This window comes from Hymenobacter sp. CRA2 (assembly GCF_002007105.1).
Classification (GTDB): domain Bacteria; phylum Bacteroidota; class Bacteroidia; order Cytophagales; family Hymenobacteraceae; genus Solirubrum.
The window spans coordinates 99,193-112,505 of record NZ_MVBC01000017.1 but is presented as its reverse complement, the minus strand read 5'-3'; the positions used below and the strand labels follow the sequence as shown (position 1 = coordinate 112,505).

General features: G+C 56.3%; 13 protein-coding genes. 7 read left to right on the top strand and 6 right to left on the bottom strand.

Annotated elements, in window-relative coordinates; all coding sequences use genetic code 11:
* The first annotated feature begins 199 nt into the window (after positions 1 to 199).
* Both B0919_RS21500 and B0919_RS24915 read left to right on the top strand, forming a co-directional pair.
* Positions 200 to 1,420, top strand: coding sequence for a DUF262 domain-containing protein (locus tag B0919_RS21500; protein ID WP_078014354.1), 1,221 nt, complete (start codon positions 200 to 202; stop codon positions 1,418 to 1,420).
* The gene (locus B0919_RS24915; protein ID WP_139362313.1) at positions 1,417 to 2,064 is read left to right on the top strand and encodes a HEPN domain-containing protein; all 648 of its coding nucleotides are present in this window, start codon (positions 1,417 to 1,419) and stop codon (positions 2,062 to 2,064) included. The genes B0919_RS21500 and B0919_RS24915 overlap by 4 nt, the downstream gene beginning before the upstream one ends.
* Positions 2,065 to 2,222: 158 nt before the next feature.
* Here B0919_RS24915 and B0919_RS24910 read toward each other — a convergent pair whose 3' ends face one another.
* A complete protein-coding gene (locus B0919_RS24910; protein ID WP_139362312.1) occupies positions 2,223 to 2,864 on the bottom strand; it encodes a hypothetical protein in 642 nt (213 codons plus the stop codon).
* A 45-nt stretch (positions 2,865 to 2,909) separates the two neighbouring features.
* On the bottom strand, positions 2,910 to 6,419 hold the full coding sequence (gene mfd / locus B0919_RS21495) for a transcription-repair coupling factor (protein WP_078014353.1): 3,510 nt from the start codon (positions 6,417 to 6,419) through the stop codon (positions 2,910 to 2,912).
* A gap of 281 nt (positions 6,420 to 6,700) precedes the next feature.
* Between mfd and B0919_RS21490 the strand changes: the two genes are divergently transcribed.
* Positions 6,701 to 7,444 carry a metal-dependent hydrolase gene (locus tag B0919_RS21490; RefSeq protein WP_176133169.1) on the top strand — a complete coding sequence of 248 codons (744 nt, stop codon included), beginning with the start codon at positions 6,701 to 6,703 and terminating at the stop codon, positions 7,442 to 7,444.
* Between the two features lie 399 nt (positions 7,445 to 7,843).
* Positions 7,844 to 8,818: an NYN domain-containing protein gene (locus B0919_RS21485; RefSeq protein WP_078014351.1), complete on the top strand. Its 975-nt coding sequence runs from the start codon at positions 7,844 to 7,846 to the stop codon at positions 8,816 to 8,818.
* Between the two features lie 100 nt (positions 8,819 to 8,918).
* Here B0919_RS21485 and B0919_RS21480 read toward each other — a convergent pair whose 3' ends face one another.
* On the bottom strand, positions 8,919 to 9,407 hold the full coding sequence (locus B0919_RS21480) for a PaaI family thioesterase (protein ID WP_078014350.1): 489 nt from the start codon (positions 9,405 to 9,407) through the stop codon (positions 8,919 to 8,921).
* Between the two features lie 72 nt (positions 9,408 to 9,479).
* On the opposite strand from B0919_RS21480, the gene B0919_RS21475 reads away from it, so the two are divergent.
* Entirely contained in the window at positions 9,480 to 9,800 is a 321-nt protein-coding gene (locus B0919_RS21475; protein ID WP_078014349.1) for a DUF962 domain-containing protein, read from the top strand.
* A gap of 22 nt (positions 9,801 to 9,822) precedes the next feature.
* On the opposite strand, the gene B0919_RS21470 is transcribed toward B0919_RS21475, so the two are convergent.
* On the bottom strand, positions 9,823 to 10,266 hold the full coding sequence (locus tag B0919_RS21470) for a GNAT family N-acetyltransferase (protein ID WP_078014348.1): 444 nt from the start codon (positions 10,264 to 10,266) through the stop codon (positions 9,823 to 9,825).
* 142 nt (positions 10,267 to 10,408) lie between these two features.
* Here B0919_RS21470 and B0919_RS21465 point away from each other — a divergent pair, with 142 nt between their 5' ends.
* Both B0919_RS21465 and B0919_RS21460 read left to right on the top strand, forming a co-directional pair.
* Positions 10,409 to 10,906 carry a YajQ family cyclic di-GMP-binding protein gene (locus B0919_RS21465; RefSeq protein WP_078014347.1) on the top strand — a complete coding sequence of 166 codons (498 nt, stop codon included), beginning with the start codon at positions 10,409 to 10,411 and terminating at the stop codon, positions 10,904 to 10,906.
* A 113-nt stretch (positions 10,907 to 11,019) separates the two neighbouring features.
* On the top strand, positions 11,020 to 11,787 hold the full coding sequence (locus B0919_RS21460) for a TerC family protein (protein ID WP_254846640.1): 768 nt from the start codon (positions 11,020 to 11,022) through the stop codon (positions 11,785 to 11,787).
* Positions 11,788 to 11,873: 86 nt separating this feature from the next.
* Here the strand turns inward: B0919_RS21460 and B0919_RS21455 are convergent, their stop codons facing one another.
* Together B0919_RS21455 and B0919_RS24905 are read right to left on the bottom strand one after the other, a co-directional pair.
* Positions 11,874 to 12,833, bottom strand: coding sequence for a J domain-containing protein (locus B0919_RS21455; RefSeq protein WP_176133168.1), 960 nt, complete (start codon positions 12,831 to 12,833; stop codon positions 11,874 to 11,876).
* On the bottom strand, positions 12,830 to 13,252 hold the full coding sequence (locus tag B0919_RS24905; protein WP_139362311.1) for a hypothetical protein: 423 nt from the start codon (positions 13,250 to 13,252) through the stop codon (positions 12,830 to 12,832). The genes B0919_RS21455 and B0919_RS24905 overlap by 4 nt, the downstream gene beginning before the upstream one ends.
* Between the last annotated feature and the right edge of the window lie 61 nt (positions 13,253 to 13,313).

Below are 13,313 nucleotides of genomic sequence, written 5' to 3'. Positions count from 1 at the left end.
CGCAAAAGCGCGCGGCCACTTGGGCCTGCCGGGCGCCCGGCTCGGCCAGCGCCTGCGCCACGCGCTGACGCAAATCCATCGAGTATGCTTGCATACAGCCGCTTACGTACGCGGAGCGCCAGCAGCTTCATTGTCTGTGAATCTGCTATAGCTAGAGGGAATATTTATACATTTAGAGCCTACTCTTTCATCTCATCATATGTCCAAAAGAATAAACGAGCCACAAGAAGATGCATCTGGTATTAATGATGTACTAGGGATAGAAGCTGATAATAAAGATATTATATCTGATTTGCAGCCATTTGACCCTAGTAAAATTATTGTCTATTCAAGAGATTGGACAATTGAGACAATGTTTAGTCAGATTTCTAGTGGTAATATTGATTTAGATCCAAGTTTTCAAAGAAGAAATGCTTGGAATGACTTTAGAAGGAGTAAGCTAGTCGAATCCCTGGTTGTGGGTTATCCAGTTCCTGAGATTGTCCTAGCAGAAGATCCTGCAAAGAAAAAATCATTCATTGTTATCGATGGTAAGCAGCGTTTGATGACTATTGCAGGATTTATTAATCCTGATAATTTCAGAAGTTGGCATAAGAATAAAATTAAAGGGCTTGATGTAAGAAAAGATATTAATGGTTTGACGTTTCAAGATTTGAAAAATAATCCTGATTATAAAGAGGATTTTAGGCAGTTCATGAATGCTGATTTAAGATGTACAATTATTTCAAATTTTGACAAGGACGATGTTTTGTATGATATATTTTATCGATTAAATACAGGTTCTGTTCCCCTATCAACTCAAGAATTGAGGCAAGTCTTGAATAAAGGTTTATTTAGCGACTATTTGTTTAAAGTAACAAACAAGACTTTGAATTTGCATAAGGTTTTGGGATTATCAGGCCCAGATAATAGATTGAGAGATGTTGAGATTATATTGAGGTGTTTATCTTTTGTCCTTTTTGGTGAAGGATATACTGGGAATTTGAAGCAATTCTTAGATTACTCTATGAAGGAGATAAATACTAATTGGGATAAATATTCTAGTAGAGTAGAAGAGGCATTTGTGGATTTTGAGGAATCAACACTTAGGCTTTCTAAAGTTTTTGATGGATATAAATTTGTTGGTCGTAAATATACGAATGGCAAAATAGAATCTAGATTTAATAGAGCTTTATTTGAAGTTCAGACTTTTTACTTTAGTTTACTTGATAGAGAAATAAATGGTTATGATGATAGAGCAAGTGATTTTCATTCTAGATTTATAAAATTGTGCGATAATAATGATTTCAAAAAATCTATTGAATCAACCACAAAGACACATGCAAGTTATTTTACAAGGTTCGAGTATTTTAGGGAAGTCGTTAATCAAGCATTTCAGGTTGATATTCGTAGAAATCCGTTTAATAATCATGTGTTATGAGATTTTTTCCTAAGGCTAAACAAGCCATTGAATCTACTTTTGATGACTTGTTTAAGAGCTTGGTTGAGCTGGAAAATAAGTTTGTAGTTGCCCATGCAAAGAATCCGCTTGCTGCGCCGAATGATTATGATTTGGATGTAAAAGCGTATTGTGTTTTAGCGCATGCGGCTTTTGAGGAATATATTGAGCAAGTTGGTATTATAGTCGCAAAAGCAATTGTTGAAAACTATAAGTACAGACAAGTAGTTAATGATGCCCTCCTGATGCTTGTTCATTCACAAGCTTCGTATATAAGTTTGTATAAAGAAGGGCCCCCAGAAAGTATTGATACAGTGTTTGACTATTTAAGGAATAAGCTAGAGGAATTAGTTGAAAATTTTGAGAAATCAATAGATAGGAGCCACGGATTTGGATATAAATATGTTGATAAAGTTTTGGTGCCATTGGCTATTGATCTTACAAAAGATTCAACGCTGCTAGCTTCTTACAAAAGTCTTACAAAAGAAAGAGGTGCGTATGCTCATAAAAGAAATCAGTATGGCGTATTTTATAGGAGTATAGCTCCGGAAAAAGCTCAAGATATTGTTGGTGATTGTTTGTTGATATGTGATGATATCAGAAAAAAAGCACTTTTAAAAATGTAACTAATAGTCAAATCTACCCCATCGGCGCGTTCTTGATAGAGTGCCCCGGCGGGGTAGACTCATTTTAATATCTTGTCTAACGTCGTTTAATTACTACTGTCCTCATGCCTCGCAATGGCTGTAGATATACCAGTTAAATGCATTCGTAGGTGTTTAGGTTAATTTTTGATTAGTGAATGAAACTCACTAATCATATTTACGATTTCTAAGTAGGCTTGTGAATAAGATTTTAGTATTTCAGTATTGATTATTGAGTAAGATTTCTGTTTAGTATGGTTGTCTAGATGTTCTAAGATAAAAGCATTATCCGAGCTTCTTATTTTTAAAATTCCATGGGTATATATATTTCTGTCCAAAATGAACTGATTTAACATCCTTCGTTTCTCTTTATTCGCTATATGTCGTACTGTGGGGTTGTTTTTTATAAAGTCGCAAAAATTATCTTTTAATTTCATTAAGTCTAATATATTTATTTCTTCTTTCTTCTTTGAATTTCTTAATATGAATTGGTTTGTATTAAGAAGCCTGTTCTTTATATTTTCTGCATTGTTTATGCAAACGTTTATTTGTCTTTGCAATACAACGAAGCTATTAATTCGATAAATGTCAGGTATCTCGACTTTTACGTCTACAGATGTTGTTCCTCCAACAGGCCAATCTTTGTCTCCAAAAAATAAGACACTAATAGTTGTGTGGCATTGCATTTCAGTTGTTGTATCTATATAGGATACATCATGTGAGCTAGTAGCCACAACCTGACGTGGCTTCAATTCTATCTTTTGAGGACTTAAAAGCTGCACGAGTAGTTGTGAAATTACTTGTAAATGAAATATTTATGCCACTACCTACCCCTCGTCCTCATCATCCGACACGCTCGCCGCGGCTACCACCGGCGGCATGGATTCCACGGCCAGCTCGTTCATCAGCTCGCGGGCGGGCAGCACGCCGGGCACGTCGGTGATGGTGACGATGAGCTGCTCTTTGCGCTCCTTCATGCTGGCGCGGCGGGGGTGGGTCTGCACGTAGTTCAGGATCTGGCCGAACTGCTCGCCCTGGAAGTAGGGCTGGTGGCCTTCGCCCGCGTCGAGGTAGCCCTTGAGGGTGTCCTTCTTGAGCGAGACTTTGCTGAAGCCCACGCGGCAGGCCTGCCAGCGCAGGCGCACGATGTCGGCCAGCTGCTCCACCTCGGGCGGGAGGGGGCCGAAGCGGTCCACCATGCTGGTGAGCAGGCGGCGCAGCTCCTCGGGCTCCCGGGCGCGGTCCAGCTTGCTATAGAGCTGCAGGCGCTCGGAGACGGAGGCCACGTAGTTGTCGGGGATGAGGATTTGCAGGTCGGTTTCCACGTTGCACTCGCGGGGGCGGGCAAAGTCGGCGGCGTCCTTGAGGCGGCCGGTCGTGTCGCCCAGAAACAGGTCGCGGAACTCGGTTTCCTTGAGCTCCTGCACGGCTTCGTCGAGAATCTGGTGGTAGGTTTCGTAGCCCAGGTCGTTGATGAAGCCCGACTGCTCGCCGCCGAGCAGGTTGCCGGCGCCGCGGATGTCCAGGTCGCGCATGGCCACGTTGAAGCCCGCCCCGAGGTCCGAAAACTCTTCCAGGGTGCTCAGGCGCTTGCGGGCGTCCGAAGGGAGGCCGGCCACGGGCGGGGTGAGCAGGTAGCAGTAAGCTTTCTTGTTGGAGCGGCCCACGCGCCCGCGCATCTGGTGCAGGTCGGAGAGGCCGTGCATGTGGGCGCGGTTGATGATGATGGTGTTGGCGTTGGGAATGTCCAGGCCCGACTCGATAAGGTTGGTCGACACCAGCACGTCGTAGTCGTGCTCCACGAACTGCATCATGCGCTTTTCGAGCACGTCACCCTCCATCTGCCCGTGGATGGTGGTGATCCGGGCGTCGGGCACCAGGCGCTGAATCAGGGCGGCCTGCTCGGTGAGGTCCTTCACGCGGTTGTGCACGTAAAACACCTGCCCGCCGCGCTTCAGCTCGCGGGCAATGGCGTCGCGCACCAGGTGCTCGTCGAACACGGCCAGCTCCGTCTGCACCGGCTGGCGGTTGGGCGGCGGCGTGCTGATGACGGACAGGTCGCGGGCGCCCATCAGCGAGAAGTGCAGGGTGCGCGGAATGGGCGTGGCGGTGAGCGTGAGCGTGTCCACGTTCACCTTCAGCTCCTTGAGCTTGTCCTTGGTCTTGACGCCGAACTTCTGCTCCTCGTCGATGATGAGCAAACCTAGCTGCTTGAACTGAATGTCCTTGTTGGTGAGCCGGTGCGTGCCGATGAGGATGTCGGTCTTGCCCTCGGCCACCTTCTGCAAGGTGGCCTTGGCCTGCTTGGTGGTCTTGAAGCGGTTGATGTAGTCGACGGTGACGGGCAGCTCGCCCAGCCGGTCGCGGAAGGTCTTGAAGTGCTGCATGGCCAAGATGGTGGTGGGCACCAGCACGGCCACCTGCTTGCCGTCGGCTACGGCCTTGAAGGCCGCCCGGATGGCCACTTCCGTCTTGCCGAAGCCCACGTCGCCGCACACGAGGCGGTCCATGGGGTGGGGCTGCTCCATGTCGTGCTTCACGTCCTCGGTGGCCTTGGCCTGGTCGGGCGTGTCCTCGTAGATAAAGCTGGATTCCAGCTCGGCCTGCATGAAGGAGTCCTTGGCGAAGGCGTGGCCGGGCGCGGTTTTGCGCTTGGCGTAGAGGCGGATAAGGTCGGCGGCAATGTCCTTAACCTTTTTCTTGACCGCCTTTTTCTTGTTCTCCCACTCCGGCGACCCCAGCTTGCTCATTGTGGGCGGCGTGCCCTCCGCGCCCGAGTACTTGGCAATCTTGTGCAGGGCGTGGATGCTCACGGTCAGCACGTCGTCGTCGCGGTACACCAGGCGGATGGCTTCCTGCTGGTGCCCGTTGATTTCCACCTGCGTCAGGCCGGCGAAGCGGGCAATGCCGTGGTCCTGATGCACCACGTAGTCGCCGGGCTGCAGGGTGCGTAGCTCCTTGAGGGTCAGGGCCTTTTTCTTGGAGAACTTGCGCTTCTCCTGGGCCCGATAGTACCGCTCGAAAATCTGGTGGTCGGTGTACACCAGCAATTTTCGCTCCTCGTCGATGTAGCCCTCACGCAGACCCAGGGCCAGGTGCTGAAAGCGGATTTCCCGGCCCAGCTCGTCGAAGATGGTGCGCAGCCGGTCGAGCTGCCGCATGGATTCGGCGGTGAGGATGGTGGTGAAGTCGCGCTGCTGGTTTTCGAGCAGGTTCTTGGTGAGGCGCGAGAAGTCTTTGTTAAACGAGGGCTGCGGCTTACTAGTAAACTGTACCTGCTCGGCTTCCTTGTAGTAGAAGCGTTTGCCGAACTCCAGCACCGGAAACCGCTCCAGGTGCTTTTTCAGCGCCTTGGTCGTCTCAAACAGCTCCTCCGGCTTGGACTTGATCTGCACGCCGTGGGCCTCCTGCATCATCTGCTGGAAGTTCTGCTCTGCCTTGTCGAACTGCTCGCCCACCACGTCGAGCAGCTGGCGCACGTCCTTGGTCCAGATGGCGGTATTGGCCGGCAAAAACTCCAGGAACCCCTCGCGCTTCTCCGTCAGCAGCTTGGTCTGCACGTTGGGCACGATGCTGATCTGCTCCTTGCGCTCCACCGACAGCTGCGACTCGGGGTTGAACGTGCGAATCGAGTCGATTTCGTCGCCGAACAATTCGATACGGTAGGGCAGCTCGTTGGCGTAGCTGAACACGTCGACGATGCCGCCGCGCACGGCGTACTGCCCCGCCTCGTACACGAAATCGGTGCGCTCGAAGTCGTACTCGGCCAGCAGCTCGCCCAGGAAGTTCACGTCCAGCCGGTCCCCGACCTTGGTCGAAAACGTGTTTTGTACCAAACTCTGGCGGTTGATTACCTTCTCGCTCAGCGCTTCGGGGTAGGTGACGATAAGCGCACCTTTGGGCAGCGGCTCCCCGTCCTGCTTGGCCTTGGCTTTAGCTTTTTCGTCCGCCGTCTTGCCCTTCTCGCCCGATTTGCCGCTGAGCCGGTTGAGCACCTCGGCGCGCATGAGCACGTTGGCGTTTTCCGTCTCGTCGAAGGAGTAGGAGCGTTTGTAGGAGCTGGGGAAGGTCAGCACTTCCTCCCGCTCGCCCACCAGGTGCTGCAAGTCGGAGGCGAAGTAGGCGGCTTCTTCCCGGTCGTGCAGGATGAACAGCAGGTGCTCGTCGGGCCGCTCCAGGTGCAGAGTGGCGGCCACCACCGCATCCTGGCTGCCGACGAGGCCGCGCAAATGGAAGCGTTGGCCGGCGCCGCCTTCCACCCCGGGCTTGAGGTTCAGGGCCAGAGTCTGGATGTCGGTGTCGAGCGAGTAAAGGCGGAGGAATTCGGAAGTCTGCACGGGGTATCGGCTGCGAGGAAGGGCAAAGGTAGAAGCCCGGCCGGATGGAATTCCGGTCGGGCGCACTGCTACCCAATACCGCTGCGGGGCAGGGAAAGTTTCCCGCAGAGCCGGTTGGAGCCGGTGTGGTGGCAGCGGCCCGCGTAGCTGCTCTGCACCATTGCTTTTCGGCGATGTTTCGGCCTGGTCGGGATAGAAAACGCCGGGATTGGTCGGAATTCTTGCCCGCGTGCCCGTGGTGGGGCGTACCTTCGCCTTCAAGTTTTTCCTTCGATTTCCTAGTGCGCGGTTCTTCTCACTTAGCTATTGGCCTGATTACGGGTGTGGGTATTGCCGCTGTGGTGCCCGATGTGCGCCTCTCATTGCCCGGTATTGCCCTGACCGGTTTCTCCGCCCTGGCCCCCGACCTCGACCACCCCAACTCCCGCCTGAGCAAGCGCATGGGCTTCATGCAGAACTACGTGCGCTGGGCTTTTGCCGCAGCCGCCGCGCTGCTGGGCGTGTACGCTTACCTGAACCTGCCGCCCGGCCCCAACCAGCGGGTGGCCTTCACGGCCGCCCTGTCGATGTTTTTGATCGGCATGGCCATGCAAAATCAGTCGGCGCGCAAGCTGGCGTTGCTTTTCACCGGCGTGGCCGCCGTGCTGGCGGGGTTGTACTGGCAGTTTTTGTGGCTAAGCCTGCTGGGCGCCTTCGTGGCGGCAGCACCGTTTACCTCGCACCGCTCCTTCACGCACACCATCTGGGCCGCCGCCCTCTGGACCTACATCGGCTACCTCGCCAACAAGGACCTGGGCTGGCACGGTGTGGCTGCCTACGCCGGCGCGGGGTACATGTCGCACCTGCTGGCCGATACGCTCACTAAGTCCGGCGTCCGTTATTTTTTGCCCCTCTCCGACACGTCCCTGAAAGTCCCAATTATCTCCACCGGCTCGGCCACGGGAAATGTAATTGAGCTGGGTATTTGTGCCGGTTATGGCTTGTTGGTGGCAATTTTATGGTGGCAGCGGTACAATTTAACCTAAACTAGACGCATTCCATTTTTGGGAAGAAATACGTAAGGATGACCACTTCTGAGGCCGTGCCCGCAACAAAAAGCCCGCAGAGTGGTTGCGTATCGGCTAGGTTTTGTAACATTGCAGGCTCAGACAACGCCACGCTGAAGTAGCAGTTCTGGCCACTTAGGCTACTACCGGGTAGCCGGCCATCCGCTGTGATTCCGCCTTGGAAAGTGAGTCGATAGCTGAAAGCAAGCAGCTATTTAAATTAGCACTATTCAAGGTTATGTGTGGTATTTTTTCTGAAGATCTTGCGTTTTTAATACATCAAAACCTCACTATGTCTTTGTACCTTTGGCCACTCCCGGCTACCGGGCCCGGAGTCTCCGTCCTCTCTTCCTCTTCTCTCGCACACCTCTTGCAATCATGAACCAGATCAATAGCCCACTGATCCGGATAGGCGTCTTTTACGACGGCAATTATTTCCTCAAGATCAGTGATTACTACTACTTCCAGCACGACCGGAAAGCCCGCATCAGCCTGGAGGGCCTGCACGAATTCATTCGGCACCAAGTAGCCGAGGACGAAGACGCCGACGTGCGTCTGTGCCAGATTACCGAGCCGCACTTCTTCCGTGGCCGCCTCTCGGCCACCGAAGCCCGCGACAAGGACCGTCTGTTCCACGACCGTCTGCTCGACGACATCCTGATGAACATGTCGGTGCAGACGCACTACATGCCCCTGAAGACCCGCGACGGCCGCTTGCAGGAAAAAGGTGTGGACGTGTGGCTGGCCCTCGAAGCCTTCGACCTGTCGCTGCACAAGAACCTCGACGTGGTCGTGCTCATCGCCGGCGACTCGGATTACGTGCCCCTGATCAAGAAGCTGAACACGCTCGGCACCCGCGTAATGCTGCTGAGCTGGGACTTCAAATACACCGACTTCAAAGGCGAAAACCGCGTAACGCGCCCCTCGCAGTTGCTGCTCGAAACGGTGAACTACGCCGTGGCCATGAACGAGGTCATCGACAGCAACCGCGGCGGCGACCTGGTGGACAACCTGTTTGTGAACCAGCCGGAGCCCTCGCCCTTTCCCAACGTAGCCACGCCGAAGCCCTACACGCCCTCGGCGGCCGGTCCGGAAGGCTCGATTGGCATCAGCACCATCAAGAACCTGAAGAACGGCTACGGCTTCGTGGTGATGCCGCCCAACAACCTGTTCTTCTCTTACGCCGACATGGCCGAAGGTCAGGACTTCAACGAGCTGCGCGAGGGCGATTGGGTGGAATTCACCGTGGGCCGCAACCACCGCAACGAAGACTGCGCCCGCAACGTGCGCAAAGTCGAAGCGCCCGAAGGCGAATACCAGCACGAGCCCGAAGGAGTCGAATCGGAGCTGTAAGCCCGCGCCTCCTCGTTTTTTAGCCCGGTGCTACTGCCGCCGGACCGGCCGCTTGCTCTTCGCGGAGCAGCGGCCGCGTCCGGCGGCGGCTTTTTAGGGGCTACTCGTCGGCGGGCTGCGCTAAGCCAAGCTGCGCGGCCACGGCCTGCACAAACTGGCGCTTGGTGGCTGGGTAGCGGTTGAAGGTGCCCAGGCCCCGGGCCACCACTACGTCGCGGGCCGGGCACTCGATGCGGCCACCCACCACCACCAGGCTTTTGCCGTGGTGCTCCACTTCGGCGTGGGCCACCAGCTCGTCGTGCAGGTGCACGGGGTGCAGAAAGTTGAGCTTGAACTCCACCGTCGACACGAACTCCTGGTCCAGAAATGCCCGGGTAAGGGCCGCGGCGCCCAGCACAGCATCCATCAGGCCGGCTACCACGCCGCCGTGGGCCGTGCCGGGGGAGGAGAGGTGCTGCTCCTGCACCGTCATGGTGTAGGTGACCGTGCCGGGCTGCTGCACCGCGAGCTTCATGCCGTTGGTGCGGCCGTAATGGTTTACCTGGTCGTAGAGGGCCAGCAGGGTGGCCAGGTCGGGCATGTCAGCCATGCGGAAAGGTAAAAGAGCTTGGGAATGGTCGAAAAGTTAGCTTTCTTTCCCTACACGCCACTTTATCCGGCCATGTCCAGCCCGCTGCCTACTCACCCCACGTTCGCCGAGTTTTACCCGTATTACCTCACCGAGCACCGGCGGCGCGGCACCCGCGTGCTGCATTTCATCGGTACCACGCTGTTTCTGACGTGGGTAGTGGCGGCTATAGTGGCGCGGCAGCCATGGTTTATTTTGGCCGGAGTGGTTTCGGCGTACGGCTTTGCCTGGGTGGGACACTTTTTTGTGGAGCACAACCGCCCGGCCACCTTTCAGCACCCGTGGCTGTCGTTGCGCGGCGACTTCCGCCTGTACTGGGATTTGCTGCGCGGCAAGGAGCAGTTCGGCGCGTAGCATCGCGCAGTCAGAAGCTGCGCTACAGCGTTTTGCGCATCAGAAAGTGCGGAATCACGCCGAACAGCGTGTGCGAAGGCTCGACTACGGCATAGCCCAGTCGCTCGTAAAAGCCCACCGCCGCCTCGCGGGCGTGCAGGGTAAGCTCCGTCATGCCTTGCTGGCGGGCGGCGGCCTCCAGGTACTGCAGCAATTGCCGGCCCACCTGGTGGCCCTGCCATTCGGGCGCCACGGCCATGAAGCGCACCTGCCCCTGGGCCGGGCCGCTGGGGCTCAGGCGGGCCACGCCGGCCACGCTGCCATCGGGAGTGCGCCACAGGGCGTGCGTGGTGGTCGGCGCGTCGTCGTCGTTGGCCCGCTCCGACCCCGGGGGCTGGTTCCAGGGCTGGCGCAGCACGCGGTAGCGGAGTTGGTAGTAGGCGGCCCAGTCGGCGGCCGTACGGGGTGAATCGGGAAAAGCAGTCATGCGTAGAAGGCGAGGCGCTAGGAGGCAGGGCAAACCTGCCGCCGGCAAGTTGTCCTTCGGGCCAAATTAGCCAACTTTGATGCCCCAGCGGCGGTACCTGCCCGCCGCGTGCCGCTTTTTCTCGAACTGAATATTTCCCGTCATGGCCTCTTTCGACATCGTCAGCAAAGTAGACCCGCAAACCCTTGAAAACGCCGTCAACAACGCTAAAAAAGAGTTGATGACGCGCTACGACTTCCGCGACACCAAAGGCGGCTTCGAGCTGGATAAAGCCAACAACGTCATCACGCTCTCGTCGGAAAACTCGATGAAGCTCAAGTCGCTGGAGGATATTCTGATGACCCGCATGGTGAAGCAGAGCATCGACCCGACCAGCCTGGATTTCTCGGCCGAGGAAGAGCCCTCGGGCGCGCTGGTGAAGAAAAAGCTGAAGGTGCGCGCCGGCATCGACAAAGACCTGAGCCGCAAGGTGCAGAAGCTCATCAAGGACTCGAAGCTGAAGGTAGAAGCCCAGATTCAGGGCGACCAGCTACGCGTCACGGCCAAGAAAATCGACGAACTGCAGGCTGTTATTGCCCTGCTGCGCACCAACGCAGCCTCTATCGGCCAGCCGCTGCAGTTCGTGAACATGAAAAGCTAGTTTAATGTGGGAAAGGTGAGGAAGTGTGAATAATGTGGCTGAACCTAGCTGAGCTACATCGATTCATTTTCCACATTCCGCACATTCATTACACATTCTGCACATTCAACACTGTGTTCGACTTCTCCGTCTTCTCCAGCCCCCAAGCGTGGGTGAGTCTGCTGACCCTCACGTTCATGGAAATCGTGCTGGGCATCGACAACATCATCTTTATCTCCATCGTCGTCAACCGCCTCAACCCGGCGCAGCAGAAGCAGGGGCGCACCATCGGCCTGATGCTGGCCCTGCTCATCCGCATCGGCCTGCTGATGAGTATTTCGTGGATCGTGGGCCTGAAGAACCCGCTGTTTCACGTGGACGTGCCGTGGGCTGAGCAGGACTTCGGCGTCACCGGCCGCGACATTATTCTGTTCATCGGCGGTCTGTTTCTGATCGGCAAAAGCACGACCGAAATCCACACCAAGCTACAGGGCGAGGAGGAAGAAGAAGGAGTGGAAAAGACTTATAGCTCGCTGCCGCGCATCATCGTGCAGATCGTGCTCATCGACATCGTGTTCAGCTTCGACTCCATTCTGACGGCCGTGGGCCTGGTTGATAACGTGCTGATCATGATTCTGGCCGTAATTCTATCCATGGGCGTGATGCTCGTCTTCTCGGGCGTGGTGGCCAACTTCGTCAACCGCAACCCCACCATCAAGATGCTGGCCCTGTCGTTCCTGATCATGATTGGCGTCATGCTGGTGATGGAGTCCTTCCACAAGGAAATCGAGAAGGGCTATATCTACTTTGCCATGTTCTTCTCCCTGTTGGTGGAGCTGCTGAACATGCGCCTGCGCAAGCAAGCCAAGCCCGTGCAGTTGCGCGAGTCGCGCTACGACTAAGCAGAAAGGCAATTCGGCATTCCCCCACACGGCAACGGTCGGCAGCTACATCAGCTGCCGGCCGTTGCCGTGTGGGGGTAGAAGCGTTAGGTGCGAAAGAGCAGGTACACGGCCAGCAGCGCTACAATGGCGGCCGTCGCAGCGGCGTCGCAGGTCTGTCGGGGTGGGCGGCTGCGCTGGTAAGCCCAAGCGGCGGTCAGGCCAAAGGCCGCGCTCAGCAGCGCCACGGCCCGCGGAAACCAGCCCTTGGCGTAGCTGTGCGCCTCAGCCGATGGCGCGCCGCTGGGGCGGTAGGAGCGCACGTGCCCGGACAAGCCACTCCGCTGTAGGTGCAGCGCCGTACCAGCCGGGTATGTATGATCGGCCCGGAAATTGGTGCTATGGGTCTGGACGAAGTAGTAGGAATCGATGATGCCGCGGCGGTCCTGCACCGTGCGCAGGCTCACCCCCGTCACGATTTCGCGCGGATAATCGCGCACCCAGACAAAATCCAGCAGCAGCAGTGCGGCAGCCACCATCAGTACCTGACACAGCACCCGCGCCACGGGCGCGTAGCGCGCGTACACGGCCGCCTCGCCCGACGGTCCTCGCGGCGGCTGTCGGCGCAATTGCTCGTGGTGCTGCTGGCGCAGCTCGGCCGTGGTCAGCGTAGCGTAGGCGTGCTCCAGGTCGGCCAGTTGACGCCGGATGGCCGGGTCGCCCTGGGGCGCGCGTTCGAGCAGCCGCTTCCAGTGTTGATACGCCTGCTCGATGCGGGCCGGGGGAGCGGTGTACGGCACGCGCAGCACCTGGTAAGCATTGCCGCGGAATGGCACGGTATACGCGGGGCGCGGCACCGTGCCCCGTAGGCTCGCGTCGTAACGGGCGCGCAGCGCCGGCTGGCGCAGCGTGTCGTAGGCCTCGTTGATGAGCAGGTAGCGCCGGTGCGCGGCCGGGTCGGGTGTACGGTCGGGGTGGGTGAGGCGCACCAGCCGCAGGTAAGCCTGCCGTATTTCCTCGGCGGTAGCTTGCTCACCCAGCTCTAGTACCTGGTAATAGTTGCTCACGTGCCACTTGCGGCTAGGGCCACCACGTCCGGAACCTGCGTGAGCACGCGCTGCCGGGCCAACTCCAGCAGCCGGCGGTTCATTTCGGGGCGATGCTGGCGGTAGTAGGCGTATTCATCGGCGGTGAGCAACGCCGTCACCAGGCCCACCACGGTGTGCTGCAGGCGCTGGTTGCGGCGCAGCAGTTCCTCCAGCAGGCGTTGCTGATCGGCGGGCGCGGCGGTGCCTAGGGGCAGGCGGTAATCAAGCGCATAATCCGCCACCACGCGCAGCAGGCGCGCGTTGAGCAGCTTGAGCACCGGGCGCAGGGCGCGGTGCAGCAGGTCGTCGGCGCCGGGAAGCGCGTCGGGCGGTAGCGTGGCCGCTACGCTGGGGCGCAGGGCCAGTAGAGCGGCATCGAAGTCGGCGGTGGAAGCCATAACGCAATATTGGTAGCGGGCTTAACAACAAACGCCCGGCCACCGGGGCCGGGCGTTTGGT